A 17,636-nucleotide genomic window follows, 5' to 3' on the forward strand; every position below is an offset into this window, starting at 1 on the left:
AAATTTTCCAGCCTATCTCCCGTCCCCATGCTATCCGGATCGGCTTAGCCGCGCCATGACAGTACAGGATGCTACTCATGCTTTTGCTGCATTAGCGTTAAACCTGCATTCACCATTCCAACTTCTTCCTGCGCACTGACATTCAAGTCAAGCAATTGCCAATGCTCAGTCTTCTGTATATCCGCGAGCCAGTCAAGCAAGTCGGCAAACGCGACACCGGACAACTGGATCTTGGCGATATCGCCGCTCAACGCCACGTTTTGCGCGTTCAAACCCTTGCGCTTTAACGTCGCTTCGATCGTGTCTTTTCCCAACTGCGGCGCCGGCTGCGACGCCAGCCCGCCATTTAACCCCGCAGCCTGTGCGAGCAACGAATGCAATTCTGATGCTTGTTGGCGCAATACCGGCAAACTTTTTTGCAAGCGAACGCGTCCGTTGACTGCCGGTTCAATCAATAGCAGGTAAACCAGCGCCAGCAGAATGAACACTGCCGCACAACCCAGCATTGAGCGTTCACGCTGATTGCGTTGCAGCCAGAAGGCTGTCAAGGGGGCAGCGAGTTTTCCGCCTGTCACATGCAGTGTTTTGAATAGCGGCATCATTGGCGGCTCCCGATTTGCCATACGCCGGTTTCCGGCCGGGTCAGGGTTAACTTGCTCGCCGCTAAAGCGATCTTGACCTGGGCGCTGAAGGCATCGGCATCTGTTGCATTTCTTAGGTGTACCAGTAGGTGATGGTCGCGATATTCCAGGGCCGCGATTGCCCCCTTTTCTGAGGTTTGCGACTTCGGCAGCGTCGCCCATGCCGCGCCAAAGCGCGCTGCGAGCGCGACAAAATCGTCGGCGGCGAACTGCCCGACCGACCGCTCGGCGAGCGCAATTTTTTGTTTGGTTTGTGCTATCGGATCGATAATCACGGTCTCGTTCGGATAAGCAGCGCGGTAGCTGTGCAGCATGCCGGCCCGGAGCTGGTCGTTCTCCCGGCGCATGCGCCACCAGTCGACATTGAGGCTCACGATATTCACAAGCAATATGGCAACTGCCAGTGCCAGCGGCCGGCGCCAAGCGCGCCAGTTGAATCCCGCACCGCCAGCGCCTCCGTTCAGCCCAGCCATCAGGTCGATCGCTCCGCTGCTGCCCGGATCCTGTGCCGCACTCACCCAATGCGACCAGTCGTCGGCCAGTACTGTCACGTCCCTGGCGTCGAGAGCGCAATAGGCTGCAAGACTGGCGGCTGGCACATATAGCGTGATGGGCTGTTGCGGCAACATGGCGCGCAGCCCTTCAATGACGTCCTGTGGCGCGGACTGTGCCGGCACCGGACATGTCGACCAGCCGATACCGTGATGCGCCGACAGCCGAACAGCAACATCGGTATCCATGCCATGCTCGGTAATTGCTGCGACCGCTGCATCGTCGCGCCACGGCAGGCAAAGCTGCGCCGGCAAAGCCTGCAGGTTGCGAGCACCTAGCGACGATAAAGTCTGCACCAGCAACTCCAGCCAGTCGCGCTGGACCACTGCAATCTGTCTCAGGTTATCGCTTGCATCATTTTTCCTGGCGCCGGCGACGATGACGCAATCGGCCGGATCGGCAAGTATGTGGTCTTCTACCAGATTAGGCAGCGCAGCTTTCAACTTGGCGGGCGACAACGGCGGCACCTGCATGCGCAGCAACGTCACATCAGCGGCAGCGAGTAACAGCACCACACGGTCGGCGCCGGCAATCAGTGCCGTCAGACTGGATACCGGCTCGCACCCGTGATGTCCAATCTTGCCCTGCGCGGAGACCAGTGCGAACAGGCATGCCGGCAGCGCCGCTGCGAGCGTGCTGTCGCGCGTCGCGCGGGAAGGCAGTCGGATAAATAAGGTACTCAAAACGTCTCGCCCCTTTTTCTATTGCTCTCTGGTCCACAATACCGTGCTACGGTTGGCCTCGCGCTTGATCAATGATACGGTATTGCTGGTCGCGCGACGCATGCGGACCTTGCCATTAAACAAAAAGAAACTGCTGGAAAATGCCACCGGTTCCGCATTACTTGTTGCCGAGATCGCCTTGTTGCCAGGCAATCGCGTCGAAAAATCAGCAGCATCCCGAAAATACGCAACCGCCCGGCTGGCAAGTAAGGATGCCGCGTCCGACCGCGACAACGACTCGAAGCATGCCGCCAATACCTCGATCGATGCAGTATTCAGGTTGACCGGGGTGGCGGTCGGCAGCACCACGACAAAGTCCTTCAAGCTACTGACTATTTCCGGCGTTACACCAGGCAACGTCAATAAATCGTCTACATGTAATAGCGGCAGCGTGCCAGTTGTGGAACTGGTGGCAGCGGTCGCCGTCAGCTGGTTTGGCTGCGGCTTTGCAGGCTGCGCGGCAGCGACGGCTGCCGCCACGGTTACCGCCAAATCGGGTGGCAACTGCAAGCTGCTCAACAAACGCTTGAAGGTCGCAATTTCCACTGGATTGACGACGCCCTTTGTGCTCAGATTGGTCAGATTGTAGCGCGATTGCGCATCGATAATATGGCCGGACAGGATGATATCTCCGGCCTCACCGTCGCTATCGCCATTAGCCTGATCGCCCTCCACATATCCGTCAAGTCTGGTGTCTTCCAGCGGCTCGGCCCACGGCTCGCCCAACTCATCGACGTTAGATGATCGCTTGGCATCGGCACGCAGCATAGCGCTGGCCCAATCCAATGCGCTACGCAAGATCCATTCCTTTTGCAATTGCAGCCGCTGATTCTCGATTGAACGCACTTGCACTTGCTGTTGCCAGAATAGGCTGGTGACCAGCGTCACCGCCAATGTCGTCAACAGCAACGCGGTGACTATTGCCACCCCGCGCCGCCGCGATGGACGGGATGCGTTCGTCCTCATGCAGCACCCAGAAAAAAGGTTTTTACCACGCGGCCATCACGTCCGCGCAACTGTAACGCCATTTCCATCCCCGTCCAATTGGCTGGGCCTGAAACAGAACCGGCGCTGCCTGCCGCGACGGCATCAGCGGACTTCCAATCCTGGGTACTGCCATCCCAGACGCGTATCTGCATCGCCGCGATATCGGTTTGCAATACCACCGGCAAAATGGCACTGGAGCCGCTGCCTGCATCGCTGACAGCGGCCTGCCACATGGTATCGAGCGCTGTCAGATCACGCGTTGATGAAGACTCCTGGCGTGTCAATACGCCATTTTGCAAGCGGTAGCCGACCACCTGCAGGCGCGTCGGCTGGTGCTCGGCAAACACCAGTCGAATCATTAGCAGACGATCTTGCGTCGCTGCCAGCGCCGGGCGTGTGCCGATCAGCGTGGCAGGCGCAAGCTGTGCGCAGTCGCTTTGCAACTGCGCAAAGGTTAGTTGCATGCCACGCGTTTGTTCCAGTTCGGCGGTAAGGGCGACACGGGCCCGCACGATGCCATCCAAGCCGCGCCACCCGAGTACGGCGACGAGCGCAAGTATGCTGATCGCAACGATCATTTCGACCAGCGTAAACCCGCGAACACGACGTTTGCGCTCACCGGAAAAATGGAAGAATTCAGCGCGCATTCGGCACCACTTGCGTCAGCTTGACGATCTGCCGTTGCGGATTGGCGGCGTCGAAGACACGCACTTCCACGCGCCTGAAATACGGATTCGGCGTGGGGAAAACGCGCTCCTCGCACACCAGTTGCAACTCGCCTTGCGCGCAGTTGAAGGAGCGATTGCCGATAGCCGGCCATTCGTGTGCGAGGCGACTTTGTGTCAGCAGGTTTTCAGCCGACCAGTTAGCCATCATTGTTGTGCGCAAGCCATTGCTGTTTTGCGTCAGACTGCCGATAGCGCGCAAGCTGGCGCCGAGCGCAGTGCCGACGATGACCAAGGCCACCAGCACTTCCAGCAGGGTGAAGGCGGCGCCATCAGGTCGGCGGCGAGTGCGCAGGATAATCATCTATTCGACCGAAAAATGACCGATACCATCGGCGCGAATCACGACACTGGCGTCACCGGAGTCCATGGTCAGGGCGAACGGCTTGTCGATCGGCTCACGACCGAAAGTGATGCGCAGGGAATCCGCCTGTCCGGAGTTGGCCTGCGCAGGATTGATCGACAAGCGTATTGGAGGTCGTTTGAATTCACGCTGACGCAGCATCTCGTCCTGCTCCAACAACTGCCAGCCGCTGTCTTCGCGTACCAGAAAACGATAGCGGCTGGAGTCGGCTTCGAAAGCCGTCGGCCGATTGCGCAGGATCGCTTCTTCACGCGTTAATTGCAGCAACAGGGCAATCCGTTGCGCGTCATTCTGCAGCGCCTGACGGGCACTGCCGAATGCATTGAACGACACGATTCCCAGCGTGATGCCGGCAATCGCGACGACAATCAGCATTTCCAGCAGTGTGAAGCCGCGCACTAGAACCACCCGGCGCAAATGGTGATGCGCCAACGCAGACATTACAGATCCCACGAGCCGATAGCGGCATCTTTACCTTCACCGCCCGGCTGACCGCTCGGGCCGAGCGAGAACACATCGATTTCACCTTTGATTCCAGGCGACAGATATTGATACGGATTTCCCCAAGGATCTTTGGGTAACTTGTCGATGTAACCGTCGGTTTTCCAGCCGTTGGCAGGCGGACCGGACGTCGGCTTTGCAACCAGCGCCTGCAAACCTTGTTCGGTGGTTGGATAGCGCTGGTTGTCGAGCTTGTATATCTTCAAAGCCTGCATCAATGTCGCAATATCCTGACGCGCTGCGACAATCCGCGCATCATCGGTTCGTCCCATCAGCTTAGGAACAATCAGCGCCGCCAGTATCCCCATGATCACCACGACAACCATGATTTCGATCAACGTAAAGCCGCGCTGCGTGACAGCCGCACAGCGATGTCGAATAGCGGGGAACATTGCGTTACGCATTTACTTCCCTGTAAAAAAAGGAGCAATACATTTTCCAGGCGGCATTCTATTTTATGCGGCAACAAACCTAGTTGCTGCGCATCAATTTGTTAAACCTGGATGTGCCGGTGTTGTCTTGACAATGAGCATACTCCAAATTTTATAGCATAAGGAAGTCCCACAATCCAGGCAAATCGGACGCCCATGTTGGGCGGCAACTGATGTGTTGCAGCAACCTTGTTGGAGACAAGCAAGCTTATTTCCCATAGGAAAGTACGCTTATTGTTCAGAGGAAAGTAACCATACCGACGACATTTTTTTCGCACTTATATATCACACGAAACCCTAGTCAAAATAATACTTTCGTCTATACTTTAAATTAACACTCTGGGAGTTGTGCACGACAATTCCGATAGGAAATAATTGGCGCGTTTTCTGTCTCATCCCGATATTGCATTGTAGGTAGACGGATCATGATTGCTGTCACGAAAGCCCTCGGATGCAGGTCAATTGAGACCCACTCCTGTTTTTTTCTCCTTGCTGTTCCGACGCGCGCAGTCAAACAGCGATGTTGTTCGAGACAGCCAGGCATACCCCCAATCCAGAGTTCGCATCAGTAGTATCAGGATGCAATATTCCAGTCCGATTTCAAGGAGAGGGCTGGCGTCGAAGTACTCATCCTCAAAGGGAGGAAATGATGAAATCTAAACGAAAAGTGCTGTCGTGCTTTGTCATGGCTTGCATGGGCGCGGCGATCGGTTTTGCTGCATCCGCCAATGCCGGCGATGTCAGAATTACGCCCCCTCCGAAGCCAGCTTTTGCCACTACGGTTACCCCGGGTGAGGTGCCTGGCAAAGACATAGAACACGGTCATCACAACAAGGGCGATATCAAGAAGAATAAATCCAACGATGATGAAGAGCTTCAAAAACCCGGAAAAGCAGGTGGTCAATCATGAAAAAGATTACAGCCGTACTTATACTGATCGCCGAGCTATTTTTGCTTAGTCCATCGCCGGCAACTGCGCAGACGACTACACCGATAAAAGTATTGATTGTGTACGATGCCCCTTCTCCCGATCAATACCAGAAGATGGGATTTGCCTACGCAATCATGCTGCGTAATCTGATTGGGCACTTCAACAGTAGCGTTGATCTGGTACCGATACAAAACTATACCGCCGGCGAAATTGAGTCATATCAGGCCACCTTCTATTTGGGCTCGTATTATAACAATCCGATCCCGGCTGTATTTCTGAACGATGTTTCTGCCACGCAGAAAACCATCGTCTGGTTCAAATACAACCTGTGGCAGATGGCATGGAACACGGCATACAACTTCAATACGCATTACGGGTTCAGCTTTAGCGGCTTACAAGGATTGAATGCGGCGCCCACAGCGACCAGCCCGACGCCAGGTTTCTTCGATACCGTCCTGTATAAGGGCATGTCGATGGTCAAGTACTATGCTTACGATGCTCCCAGCGGGACCGTGAACGCCGATCCCGACGTCGGCGTCACGCAAATAATCGATACCAGCAAGGCCAAGGCGCTGGTAAATATCAAGAACAGCGTGACTGCCGCGCAGGTACCGTATATTGTCCGCTCCGGCAATTTCTGGTATTTCGCTGACATGCCATTGTCATACATCGGCCCACGCGACCGCTATCTGGTGCTGTGCGATATATTGCACGACATATTCGCTGACAATCAGGCGGTAAGCCATCAAGCCCTGGTGCGGCTGGAAGATGTCGATGCATTGGTGGTGACCAGCACAATGAAAACGCTGTCTGACTATCTGGTGGGCAAGCACATTCCATTTTCGATTGCGACTATCCCGCATTATATGGACCCTCTAGGCGTATACAACGGCGGGACCCCGGAAGAAATCCCGTTGTCGCAAGCCGGGAATCTCAAGACGTCGTTAAATTACGCGCTGGCGCGAGGCGGAAAAATTTTGATGCATGGGTATACCCATCAATACGATTCGATGAGGAACAAGAATACAGGTGTGAGCGCCGATGATTTTGAATTCTGGAATGCCGTGGCAAATACCCCGGTGGCCGAAGATTCGACCGCATGGGCATCGGGACGTCTCCAGGCCGGGCTGGCAGAATTCAAGAATAACGGTTACGCCACGCCATTTGCCTGGGAAACCCCGCACTATCAGGCATCACCGCTGGCCACGAAGGCTGTGCCGCCGCTATTCAAAACAACCTATCAGCGCGCCGTTTATTACACCTCTGACACGCCTAATTTTACGGCGACCGTGGGCAAGGATTTTGCAGTTGGACAGTTTTTTCCCTACGTCATCAAGCAAGACTACTACGGCCAGCGGGTCCTGCCGGAAAACCTGGGGAATGTTGAATACAATATCAGCTCTATCGATCCGACTTCAAATGTTGTCTATACGTGGCAAGATATTTACCTGAATGCCCAATATGCCTTGGTGGTAAGAGATGGCTTCGCATCCTTCTTCTTTCATCCGTTCTGGCTGGAGTCGTCGCTGGCACCGCTGGTTACTACGGGGTTCAGCGACTTCAAAAGCATCATTCAGGGTATTACGGGATTGGGTTACACCTGGCCTGATCCCACCACACTTCCATAAGCCGTGCATCTGCACACCAAAGGAGTTTGATTCCTTTGGTGTGCAGCAGCATTTTAACTATCGCGATGTTGCCAGCTGAAAATAATCCACCGCGCTGGTCCGGAATGCATGCTCTTGCTGCCAGCCACGCACAAAATAGTATTGTTCCAGATCGCGTCCACGCCGCACATACGTTGCCAGCGCAAGCACCAGCGGCAAGGCCATCTTGCCTGCGCAGGTCGATGCCCGTTGCGGTACCACGTCCGTTGATAGGCGAACAGCGAATCCAGAAACGCATCGGGTAGCTGTGCAGACGTTCGGAGTCTGGTATCAGACATGCGAACCGACAATGCACGCTACAACTCTGGGGGGGACTCTGATATCAGGAAGGGGTTGTCCCCCTTGCGTTACGTTACGTGTAACGCGCGAATAGCCAAGTTAACGAAATTTAACACATTCAACTTTTCTCTATATGAATGCCGTTAGCGCTTGATTTTAAAGGAAATTAATTGATTTTCCAAAGTCATTAAAAAAAGTTGGCGCGACTTTTTTAGGGATATTTCCACCTGGCATGTTCTTTGCGGAATGAAGCCAGGCAGGTCGTTATTTGAGTTCCCTAAACTGAGTTACCCAAGAAAAGGAAAGTCATTATGAAAGCATCACAAAAAAGAAATTTGGCCACGGCATCATTGTTGTTGTCTGCATTGTTGACTAGTGGTGTCAGCAGCGCCAGCGGGTTGTTGGGCGACGTAATAGGTGGTGATGCTGTCGCCTTAAACGTCGGCCTAACTACCGTCCCAACTGGCGGCGTGGCAGGCAATGTCGGCGCAGCAGGCGATCTCGTTGGCGTAGTAGGCAATGTCGATGGCGCCGTAGGCAAGGTCGGCGATACAGTTCAGAGCGCGGGCCAGCTGGTAAGCGACTTGGGCAAGGGGCAGCTTGCTGCGCTAGAGCCTGTCACAACGCCGGTCGGCAATCTGGTGAAGACTGTCGGCGTCGACGTCACTCAATTGTCTGCGTCCTTGACCAACGCATTGACGGCTGGTGCGGCTGGTGCTGCCAACGGCGGGTTGCTGGCACCGGTGACTAATCTTGTCGGGTCCCTGACTGGCGCAGCCGGCGGTGCGGCTGGCGCTGCCAACGGTGGATTGCTGGCACCGGTGACTAATCTTGTCGGGTCCCTGACTGGCGCAGCCGGCGGTGCGGCTGGCGCTGCCAACGGTGGATTGCTGGCACCGGTGACTAATCTTGTCGGGTCCCTGACTGGCGCAGCCGGCGGTGCGGCTGGTGCTGCCAACGGTGGATTGCTGGCACCGGTGACTAATCTTGTCGGGTCCCTGACTGGCGCAGCCGGCGGTGCGGCTGGTGCTGCCAACGGTGGGTTGCTGGCACCGGTGACTAATCTTGTTGCTTCTCTGACTGGCGCAGCCGGTGGTGCGGCTGGTGCTGCCAACGGTGGGTTGCTGGCACCGGTGACTAATCTTGTTGCTTCTCTGACTGGCGCAGCCGGTGGTGCAACTGGCACTGCCAACGGCGGATTGCTCGCCCCGGTGACGAATCTTCTTGGCAGCCTGTTGGGTGGTGTACCAAGTGCTACTGCAGGTGCTTTGGCGCCTGTCACCAATCTGGCCAGCGGCGCGTTGGGTGCTACACCAGGCGCTGCTGCAGGTGCTGCAGCAGGTGCTTTGACACCAGTGACCAATCTGGCCAGCGGCGTGCTGGGTGGTACGCCAGGTGCTGCTGGGGGTGCTTTGGCGCCAATCACCAATCTGGTCGGCGGCCTGATTGGTGGACTCGGCGGTACAACTCATGGCGGCGCAGCACCGGCGACCAATGTGGCTGGCGGTTTGCTGAACACCGTCGCAGCAAAATAAACAACTGTTCTCCGGGCAAAAAAACCTTGGTTGTCACCAAGGTTTTTTTGCGTAACAACCAAATAATCACAACGGGAATCATCTTCCCCTTTTTCGTCGCCCTGACGAGTACTTATACGGACACACCTGTCCGGTGCTGCCCCCGCGCGTCCGCGTCCAAATCAGGGTTAAACCGTTCTTCCCATTCTTGCCGCAAGAGCGCATATACGTTCATATCGACGTACTTCCCCTGGACAAAATTAGCCGCCCTGGAGACGCCTTCCTTCCGATAGCCACATTTTATTGCGACCCTTTCGGAGGCAATATTCTTTGCATCCATCCTGATTTCCAGGCGGTTGATTAATTTCGTCTTAAACAGGTAGCTCGATATCAGCCGGATGGCTTCGGTGGTTATTCCGGAACCTCTGTGCTCTAACGAGAAAAGGCCGTATCCAATCTCAAGAGCGCTAAAGTATGGGACCGATCTGAAATAGTTAATTGAGCCCAGGATGTTGTCCTGCTTATCGACGATCAGCAGCGTTTCCCGATCTTCTGTCGACAGGCTGTTTTCGGCAAATTTTCTTTCCAGAACACCCGGCGACACCATGTTTTCCGGCAGGTAGGCTCCGCGTAACGTTGCGTTATTCAAGAGTGATACCAGCCTCCCGAGATCACTTTTGGAGACATGCCTGATATTGAAATTGCTGCCTTCAATCATTGTTATTTCCTGTAGGTTTAACTATGTGTTTAGCGCCTGCAGATCATACCATTATGTAAATATTGCCGAGAATCAACCTAGGCCTGCAAATCGCGGCCCGATTGATCTGACAATTGCCTGCTTCAACATCGGCGAAGGTCAGATCGAACCGGCATTTCTACTCCACCATTTTCAATAACCGGGCCTCAAGCCCGCCATGGCGCCATCGTCTTCAGCAAGGTGTTTTTCTCTTTGATATAGTCGCCCATCAGCGCAAAGCCGCACATTTCATTCAGGTCATTGCGGTACACCGCCCAAACACTGTTGGGGTTGGCTTCATCGGCAAATGCTTTGGCGGTTTCCCAGCGGCCAGTTGCTTCTAGCGGCGGCACCACTACGGTCGGCAGTGCCGGGGTTTTCACCACCACCGGCATGGCCGGATACACCACACGCGTCGATTCGCCATTCAGCGTTTTAGCCAGCGCACGTGCCGCCTGCATGATCGGCATCACGTAAGGCAGCACCAGTCCATCCACTTCTGCGCAGTCGCCCAGCGCATACACATCTTCGGCGCTGGTGTGCAGCCAGGCATTCGTCACGATGCCGCGGGCAACGAACAGTCCGGCCTTGCGCGCCAACGCCATCCGTGGCGCCAGGCCGATTGCAGCGACGACACGATCGACCTCCAGCGTTTCACCGCCAGCCATGTGTATGCAATAACCTCTGCCGCGACGCTCGATGGATTGCGGTGTTTTCCCGAGATGCAATTCCACGCCGATCTCTGTCAATGCCGCCGCCATCGCCTGTCCTGCCGGTTCTGGCAGTAAACGACTCAGCGGCCACATGGTCGGATCGACTAAAGCCACTTCAAACTGCGCCAACGCTAAATCGTTGGCGAACTCGCAGCCGATCAAGCCTGCGCCGAGAATTGCGATGCGGTAGCAACCATCCAGCGCTTGCCGAAACCGAGCGTAATCGGCCAAGTCGTTGACAGTCAATACATCGGCGGCACCGTCGCCGCTCAAATTGACTTGACGCTGGTCGGCACCCAATGCCAATACCAGAGAACTGTAAGGCAAGCGCTTGCCTGCCACAGTGATGGTTTGGGTATGCGGATCAATCGCTTCAACCTCGGCATACGTCAGAATGTTGGCGTCGAGCTGGGCCGCCATTTGATCGGCCGTGAAATTGGCCAGGCTGGCTGCATCCTTACCTTGTTGAAATGCATTCGACAACATCGGTTTCGCATAAAAACTGCCGCAATCACGGCTGATGATGGTGAGCGGTACTTCACGATTCAGTTTGCGGAATTCACGCGCCACGGTGTAACCCGCCAGCCCGCTTCCGATAATAATAATTGGTGCCATGATAAACGCCTCTTTAATGGTGATGATGGATGGTCTGCGTTTATGCCGCGACTAACACCATCTCGAATTCCGCTTTTCCTACGCCGCAATCAGGACAAAACCACGTCTCAGGCACGTCCTCCCAATGCGTACCCGGCGCGACGCCGTGCTCCGGCATGCCATTGGCTTCGTCATACTGGAAGCCACACACTACACATTCCCATTTGCGCATATTGTTCTCTTCGATAAATGGTTAATCCTTAACGCTGGCCGAATCATTACCCATCGCTTCGTCAAAGTTGGTCGGTTTTGTTCATCCAATATCTACATTTCATGGAGATGGCGCGGTATTCCTTCCCCCTGCAAGGGGAAGGAGGCTGGTCCGGAAGTTGTGCAGAATGAACAGCGCCACGCCTGGCGCTAAATGACTAAAGTGAATTGCTTAGGTAATAGATAGCGCGGACCCGTATCAGCCGGAATAAGCCTTACCCAGCCCCAGCAAACTCATCGAACGACGATAGGCGCCGGAAGAACGGTCGGCCAGGATATGTGCTTCGTCCCCTTTGTCGAGCGGTAAATCATCCGGGCGCTGGGTTTCTACAATCGCGCGATCTTCTTCGAAAATCTGGCGGTTGAAGTCATACACGTCCTGCAACGGCTGGTCTTTGTCGAAGTTGCGCGTGATCGGAACAAACAAGCGCGTCTCGCGTGCGGAAACCGGACTTGCCGCATTCAAAATCGACAGCATGCCGCCTTCGGGAAAATCCACCGTTAAACGGGCAGTGAAAGGAAGTTCGATATCGAATACGCGGCGCCATTGATAGTCAGGAGGCGCGCGATGCTGCATTTTCTTGGGGAAATTGCTGACGGTACTAACGTACTCGGCATGCATGCCCCTGTCAGTGCGCCCTGCAGTGTATTGCGGCACAAAGGGATTGCTGCGGTCAGCAAAGGTGGCTTCATGAATCCAGGCGAAATGCGCTACGTCGATAAAACCCTCGACTTGTCTGCCGGCCGATGCGGCAATGTCAATCGATGGCGGCAGGATCTGCTGAAAATCCGGATTGTCCCAGGTCGGGAATTCCGGGAAGGCTTCATGTCCGCCGCCGAGCGAGGTCCAGATCAAGCCGTAACGTTCCTGCGTGGGATAAACAAAAATTTTCAGTCGGTCGGAAATATGTCCGTCCGGTTGCGATGGAATGCGATTGCATTTGCCATCCGGTCCGTAGCGCAGTCCGTGATAAGGACAGACGATATTTTCTCCTTCCACCCAACCCAAGCTCAAGGGCACGCCGCGATGCGCGCACATATCCTTGGCGACTATCACGCGGCCAGCGGCACGATAGGCGACGAGCCGTTCATCCAATAAGCGTACAGCGAAGGGTTTGTCAGTCACGTCAGAAGAAAATGCGACGGGATACCAGAATTTGCTAAGAATTTTCCAGTCTTCCGGATGGAAGGTATTGTCGCGCGGAGGAGCGGGATGATGCGAATTTTGTTGCGAGTGAGTTGTTATAGAAATAGGCACATATGACATTAATTCTCCAAGTAATTTTATAGCCCGCCTATGAGGCGAGCTGCCAATTCCCCATAGGGGCCAGCGTTAGGTGTAACTATTCCAACTTTTCGGCTACAAGCGTCCCGTCACATTGATATGTCGGTACAACAGAAAGCCCGGAGAAAGAATAGTGGATTAGCCTGATTTTCGCTATATCCACAAAAACATTGCGCTCATCCAATGTTTGACATGCGCTATATGCACTACTGTGCGCAAAATTGGAGCGCGAGTTGGTCCGGCCAGGCGCATCGATAGGAAATGTCAGGGCAGCGTATAGATTCCGCCTGGCCCCTTTTATCTGGCGCTGGCAATCTACTGCGCGATTACTATAATCAGTATGCTGATCTGGACATTGACTGAAGCGGTCATTTTCTGGGAGGATGTCCGAGCCTTTCTCGAAAGAATGCGCATGCGCAATAACGTCGAGAATTCATGGTCTAACAACGTCTACCCGAGGGAATAATCATGCTTACCAGCGCACGTAATCAATTCAGTGGGAAAGTCACCGCCATCCAACGCGGTGCGGTGAATGACGAAGTCGAAATCGGCTTGCCGGACGGTCAAAAAATCGTTGCCACATTGACCCATAACAGCACCGAATCGCTCGGTCTCAAGGTCGGCTCCGAGGCGTTTGCCTTGATCAAGGCATCCTGGGTCATTCTATTGACGGATGATTCCGGCGTTCGGCTGTCGGCACGCAACCAATTGTCCGGCACCGTGCAAGAAGTCACCAAGGGCGCGGTCAATTCCGTAGTCGCTCTCAAGTTGGGCAGCGGTGCCGTGCTTACCGCTGTCATTACTAACGATAGCGTACAAAATCTTGGACTGGCTCCAGGTAAAACTGCGACCGCAGCATTCAAGGCATCCAGCGTAATCGTAGGCGTAAAAGCTTAATCAACACCGGTAGTACCGATAGACAGAAAAACGCCCTTGCTGCATTAGCAAGGGCGTTTTTTTTGTCTATCGGTATGACTGCTGCCCACCGGAATGACGCCATAGATCGCCATGGTTTGTTGCGCCTTCGGGCTCATCAGAAACAACGCAAATCGGTGGGATGCTAAATAGTTTAAAATTTTCAGATAGAAAATTATAAAATAAGTAACGAAACCACACCTCATCAAACCGAGGCTGCACGAAAGAGATAGATCATGGCAGAACGGGCAACATCAGAACTTACAGGAAAAGCAACAGTCGAGCCTGAGATGCAAAATTCCGCACTCATGGACCTGCAGGCGGCAAAGGCGGAAATTCAGGCCGGACTCGCACGCTACGCCGACCTTTACGATTTTGCCCCAATTGGCTACTTCACTCTGGATCGCAACGGCATCCTGCACGAAGTCAATCTCACCGGAGCCAGCCTCCTGGGTCTGGTGCGATCAAGGCTGGTTGGCCGGCGTCTGACAAGCTTCGTCACCGCTGCGGCCCTGCCCGACTTCCACGCTTTTCTGGCCAAGGTATTCGCCAGTGAAACCAGACAGAGCTGTGAACTTGCTCTCATCACGGCTGATCAACGTGCAATTTCTGTACGCATCGAGGCGAATGCCGACGTATCCGGGCAAACCTGCCGGGCCGTGCTCGAAGACATCAGCGCCCGCAAATTGACGGAGGAGGCACTGCGCCGGGCCCATGAGGAACTGGAAAGCAAGGTCCTGGAGCGTACGGCCGCGCTGGCGAAGGTCAACGAATTTCTGCGAATCGAGATCGCGGAGCGCAAGCAGGCGGAAGAAACATTGAGAAGCACGCAACATATCCTGACCATTGCACAGAGGGTGGCCCACGTCGGCAGTTGGGAAATGAATGCTGTCACAGGGGAGCTTCGATGCTCCGATGAATTCTTTCGGATATGCGGCCTGGAGCCGGAGTCTGTCAAGCCGAGTCTGGCGCTAGCCCTCGGGGTTGTACACCCGGACGAGAGGGAGGCTGTCAAGAAAGCCATTTCTGCCACCTATCAGGAAGGCAAGGAATTCAAGACCGAAAACCGTATCGTTCGCCCGGATGGATCGATCCGGTATGTAAGTAGCCAAGGTGAGGTGGTGCATAACGCAGCACACGAACTCGTACTGGTTGTCGGCTCATTTCTGGACATCACCGAGTACAAGAAAGTGGAAGCCGCGTTGAAGCAGTCCCGAAAATTGCTACGCGACCTCGCGGCGCACGAAGAGCGCATCAAGGAAGAGGAGCGCAAGCGGATTGCGCGCGAAGTCCATGACGAGCTGGGCGGGCTGCTCACCGGCATCAAGGCGTACCTCTCTGTCGCCATCGACCAGGCGGAGCGCGCCGGCGTCGTGGCAGATTCGGCTCTGATCGACGCATCCAATCTGGCCAACGGCGCGATTGAGACAGTACGCCGGGTGATCACCGACCTGCGGCCCAGCGTGTTGGATCAACTTGGCGTGTGGTCGGCGCTGGAATGGTATGCCGGCCAAATTCAGGAACGCACCGGGCTGCGCTGCGAATGGTCGATTGATGCAGCTACGACGGCCACCGCAATCGACCCGGAGCGCAGCATAGCGCTGTTTCGCATCGTTCAGGAGGCGCTTACCAATGTCGTGCGTCATGCCAACGCGTCGCTGGTGTCGATTCGGGCGACACGTCACGACGGCTCGGTGCTGGTCGAGGTGGAAGATAACGGCAAGGGAATAGAAACCGACCGCCTGCTCAATCGCGAATCCTGGGGCATCGTGGGCATGCATGAGCGCGCGCGCTACTTCGGCGGCCAACTGAAGATCACCGGCAACGCCGGGCATGGTACTGTCGTAGCCCTGCGTGTACCTATGAAAGAAACAGATGACTAAGCGCAATATCAGAGTTTTGCTGGTGGATGACCATAGCATCGCGCGCAATGGCGTGCGACTGATGCTGGGGACGGCGAGCGACATTGACGTTGCGGGTGAAGCGGAAACGGCGAAGGACGCCATGCAGCTGATCCGAAAGCATGATTTCGACGTGGCGCTGCTGGATATCGCGCTACCGGGAACGAATGGACTTGAACTCCTCAAGTCGCTGCGGACAGAGAAACCAAAACTCGCCATTCTGATGTTAAGCATGTATTCGGAAGATATCTATGCCTTGCGCGCGATCAAGCACGGTGCCGCCGGCTATCTCACCAAAACGGTGTCTGCAGCGACCCTGGTTGCGGCGGTTCGGAAAGCGGCGGCGGGCGGCCGGCATATTAGCCCCGAGCTGGCAGAAATATTTGTCGACGTGATCGGCGGCGGCAACATGGCCCGGCATGCAGCGCTATCCGACCGGGAGCTCGAGGTATTAAAGCTGCTCGCGGCTGGAGAAAAACTTGTCAATATTGCCCAGATGCTGCACTTGAGCCCGAGCACGGTTACGACTTACCGAGCCCGCATCATGAAAAAAACAGGTATGGGCAGCAACGCCAAACTAGCCCGTTATGCGCTCGAAAATGGCGTGCTTACTTAGGCCGTTTTGCAAGCCATCTTGAGAAATTTGAAGAGGAGTACTAGCATGGCCGAGCATTTGCATAACAGTGATTTTGTCAAACTTCGCACAGCAATTCGAATCTTCATTGCGGAGCGCGACTGGGATCAATTTCATACGCCAAAGAATCTATCCACTGCACTCTGTGTCGAAGCCGCCGAGCTTCTCGAACACTTTCAATGGCTCCAAACTGGCAACAAAGACGAACTCAATGAGACCAAGTTGGAACAGGTGCGGCACGAAATGGCCGATGTTTTAGTCTATTTAATTTGCCTCGCCGATAAGCTCGATGTCGACCTCAGCGCGGCGGTCATCGAAAAAATGGCAATTAATCGCGCCAAGTATCCAGCCGACAAGGTGCGTGGTGACGCGCGAAAATACTCGGAGTACAAGAAAGATTAGGGACATCAATATGCCGGACGGCATGCCAATTTTGCGGAAGTCCTAAATAGATGATTTGAATCCAGATTACGAGCGGTCAAGAGTTATTTGCATTCACCTCTCGCCGCGATTGCTGATCAGCTGCCGCCGTAGCAGCCCTGCTTTCGAAATACAATTTCAAGGCCATGATCTCCCGCGACACCTCCACAGGAAAACCTTTGCGCGTCCCTCTTTGATCGAGCAAGAGTTCGACAAACAACTCCTCGCAGACCGAAGGCCTCATCCAGACTTCAGCAAAATGGTTGGCGATACGCGGAAAAATTTTCACTAACCATAGGGGCCAGACCTCGGTAGGCAACGTCAGCAGCCAGTTATAGGTTGCCTCCTCCAATTTCAAATCAGAGGGACCTGCCAAGCGACGCAGGTGCTCCCAGTTTTTTTCTTGCCTGACACGCAGGTCATCTTCATCGAGTACAGCTCTTGCTTCCCATATCGCGACTTTTTCGAATGGAATTAAGTCCATAGCGCCTCCCCAAAAATTGTGGGCTGTCGAGCCGGATGCGGCGCACCTGACGCAGCAATAAGCCGCCAGGCATCCCATTCAGCACACTCGACCACGGTTGAGATTGTGCTGCCCTATGGAATGTATTTTACACCTTAGATGGTCACCCCCATTTTTACCTTAACGGTACACTCCATGGAGCAGTTGGAAGACTGGAACATGGCGATGGGATAGACAATCAGGCCGGATATGAGATGCCTGGCAGGAAGTTTTTCCGCGTCCGGGGAAACAGCGCAGCCGCATCGCTATTTGACCTCACCAAATAAAAACCCGTCAAATCTGCATGGCGGTTCGCCTCACAAATTTAACGGGTTGGTACTACCTGGGTGCC

Annotated in this window: 20 protein-coding genes; 7 read left to right on the forward strand and 13 right to left on the reverse strand. The window is 54.8% G+C overall.

Going from position 1 to position 17,636, the window contains the following annotated elements; genetic code table 11:
* Positions 1 to 71: 71 nt before the first annotated feature.
* From AC3CHX_RS22150 to gspG, 7 genes are read right to left on the reverse strand one after another with little or no spacing between them, the layout of a single operon-like run.
* Positions 72 to 602 carry a type II secretion system protein M gene (locus AC3CHX_RS22150; protein WP_488630140.1) on the reverse strand — a complete coding sequence of 177 codons (531 nt, stop codon included), beginning with the start codon at positions 600 to 602 and terminating at the stop codon, positions 72 to 74.
* The gene (gene gspL, locus AC3CHX_RS22155) at positions 599 to 1,876 is read right to left on the reverse strand and encodes a type II secretion system protein GspL (protein WP_488630141.1); all 1,278 of its coding nucleotides are present in this window, start codon (positions 1,874 to 1,876) and stop codon (positions 599 to 601) included. The genes AC3CHX_RS22150 and gspL overlap by 4 nt, the downstream gene beginning before the upstream one ends.
* Positions 1,877 to 1,894: 18 nt before the next feature.
* Entirely contained in the window at positions 1,895 to 2,842 is a 948-nt protein-coding gene (gene gspK, locus AC3CHX_RS22160) for a type II secretion system minor pseudopilin GspK (protein WP_488630142.1), read from the reverse strand.
* 35 nt (positions 2,843 to 2,877) lie between these two features.
* On the reverse strand, positions 2,878 to 3,549 hold the full coding sequence (locus AC3CHX_RS22165; protein WP_488630143.1) for a PulJ/GspJ family protein: 672 nt from the start codon (positions 3,547 to 3,549) through the stop codon (positions 2,878 to 2,880).
* Complete coding sequence (gene gspI, locus AC3CHX_RS22170; protein ID WP_488630144.1) at positions 3,539 to 3,931, reverse strand: type II secretion system minor pseudopilin GspI; 393 nt, start codon at positions 3,929 to 3,931, stop codon at positions 3,539 to 3,541. Before gspI ends, AC3CHX_RS22165 begins: the two co-directional genes overlap by 11 nt.
* Complete coding sequence (locus AC3CHX_RS22175; protein ID WP_488630145.1) at positions 3,932 to 4,432, reverse strand: GspH/FimT family pseudopilin; 501 nt, start codon at positions 4,430 to 4,432, stop codon at positions 3,932 to 3,934.
* Positions 4,432 to 4,896 (reverse strand): type II secretion system major pseudopilin GspG, encoded by a 465-nt coding sequence (gene gspG, locus AC3CHX_RS22180; RefSeq protein ID WP_488630146.1) that lies wholly within the window; start codon positions 4,894 to 4,896, stop codon positions 4,432 to 4,434. The genes AC3CHX_RS22175 and gspG overlap by 1 nt, the downstream gene beginning before the upstream one ends.
* 673 nt (positions 4,897 to 5,569) lie before the next feature.
* Here gspG and AC3CHX_RS22185 point away from each other — a divergent pair.
* Positions 5,570 to 5,833: a hypothetical protein gene (locus AC3CHX_RS22185; RefSeq protein ID WP_488630147.1), complete on the forward strand. Its 264-nt coding sequence runs from the start codon at positions 5,570 to 5,572 to the stop codon at positions 5,831 to 5,833.
* Entirely contained in the window at positions 5,830 to 7,482 is a 1,653-nt protein-coding gene (locus AC3CHX_RS22190) for a DUF2334 domain-containing protein (RefSeq protein ID WP_488630148.1), read from the forward strand. The genes AC3CHX_RS22185 and AC3CHX_RS22190 overlap by 4 nt, the downstream gene beginning before the upstream one ends.
* Positions 7,483 to 7,539: 57 nt before the next feature.
* Here the strand turns inward: AC3CHX_RS22190 and AC3CHX_RS22195 are convergent, their stop codons facing one another.
* Complete coding sequence (locus AC3CHX_RS22195) at positions 7,540 to 7,722, reverse strand: hypothetical protein (protein ID WP_488630149.1); 183 nt, start codon at positions 7,720 to 7,722, stop codon at positions 7,540 to 7,542.
* 389 nt (positions 7,723 to 8,111) lie between these two features.
* Here AC3CHX_RS22195 and AC3CHX_RS22200 point away from each other — a divergent pair, with 389 nt between their 5' ends.
* Positions 8,112 to 9,335, forward strand: coding sequence for a collagen-like triple helix repeat-containing protein (locus tag AC3CHX_RS22200; RefSeq protein WP_488630150.1), 1,224 nt, complete (start codon positions 8,112 to 8,114; stop codon positions 9,333 to 9,335).
* A 112-nt stretch (positions 9,336 to 9,447) separates the two neighbouring features.
* Here the strand turns inward: AC3CHX_RS22200 and AC3CHX_RS22205 are convergent, their stop codons facing one another.
* The 4 genes from AC3CHX_RS22205 to AC3CHX_RS22220 form a co-directional block, all read right to left on the reverse strand.
* Positions 9,448 to 10,032 (reverse strand): GNAT family N-acetyltransferase, encoded by a 585-nt coding sequence (locus AC3CHX_RS22205; protein WP_488630151.1) that lies wholly within the window; start codon positions 10,030 to 10,032, stop codon positions 9,448 to 9,450.
* A 185-nt stretch (positions 10,033 to 10,217) separates the two neighbouring features.
* A complete protein-coding gene (locus AC3CHX_RS22210; RefSeq protein ID WP_488630152.1) occupies positions 10,218 to 11,378 on the reverse strand; it encodes an FAD-dependent oxidoreductase in 1,161 nt (386 codons plus the stop codon).
* Positions 11,379 to 11,418: 40 nt separating this feature from the next.
* Positions 11,419 to 11,589 carry a rubredoxin gene (locus AC3CHX_RS22215; RefSeq protein WP_488630153.1) on the reverse strand — a complete coding sequence of 57 codons (171 nt, stop codon included), beginning with the start codon at positions 11,587 to 11,589 and terminating at the stop codon, positions 11,419 to 11,421.
* Positions 11,590 to 11,826: 237 nt separating this feature from the next.
* Positions 11,827 to 12,894 carry a Rieske 2Fe-2S domain-containing protein gene (locus AC3CHX_RS22220; protein WP_488630154.1) on the reverse strand — a complete coding sequence of 356 codons (1,068 nt, stop codon included), beginning with the start codon at positions 12,892 to 12,894 and terminating at the stop codon, positions 11,827 to 11,829.
* Between the two features lie 486 nt (positions 12,895 to 13,380).
* On the opposite strand from AC3CHX_RS22220, the gene AC3CHX_RS22225 reads away from it, so the two are divergent.
* The 4 genes from AC3CHX_RS22225 to AC3CHX_RS22240 all read left to right on the forward strand — a co-directional run bounded on the left by AC3CHX_RS22225 (position 13,381) and on the right by AC3CHX_RS22240 (position 16,764).
* Positions 13,381 to 13,809, forward strand: a complete 429-nt coding sequence (locus tag AC3CHX_RS22225) for a TOBE domain-containing protein (protein WP_488630155.1) — start codon at positions 13,381 to 13,383, stop codon at positions 13,807 to 13,809.
* 254 nt (positions 13,810 to 14,063) lie between these two features.
* Positions 14,064 to 15,710 (forward strand): PAS domain-containing sensor histidine kinase, encoded by a 1,647-nt coding sequence (locus AC3CHX_RS22230; RefSeq protein ID WP_488630156.1) that lies wholly within the window; start codon positions 14,064 to 14,066, stop codon positions 15,708 to 15,710.
* Positions 15,703 to 16,344 (forward strand): response regulator, encoded by a 642-nt coding sequence (locus tag AC3CHX_RS22235; protein WP_488630157.1) that lies wholly within the window; start codon positions 15,703 to 15,705, stop codon positions 16,342 to 16,344. The genes AC3CHX_RS22230 and AC3CHX_RS22235 overlap by 8 nt, the downstream gene beginning before the upstream one ends.
* A 45-nt stretch (positions 16,345 to 16,389) precedes the next feature.
* The gene (locus tag AC3CHX_RS22240) at positions 16,390 to 16,764 is read left to right on the forward strand and encodes a nucleotide pyrophosphohydrolase (protein WP_488630158.1); all 375 of its coding nucleotides are present in this window, start codon (positions 16,390 to 16,392) and stop codon (positions 16,762 to 16,764) included.
* 76 nt (positions 16,765 to 16,840) lie between these two features.
* Here AC3CHX_RS22240 and AC3CHX_RS22245 read toward each other — a convergent pair whose 3' ends face one another.
* The gene (locus AC3CHX_RS22245) at positions 16,841 to 17,266 is read right to left on the reverse strand and encodes a hypothetical protein (protein ID WP_488630159.1); all 426 of its coding nucleotides are present in this window, start codon (positions 17,264 to 17,266) and stop codon (positions 16,841 to 16,843) included.
* Positions 17,267 to 17,636: the final 370 nt, after the last annotated feature.

This window comes from Glaciimonas sp. OK215, from assembly GCF_057787885.1.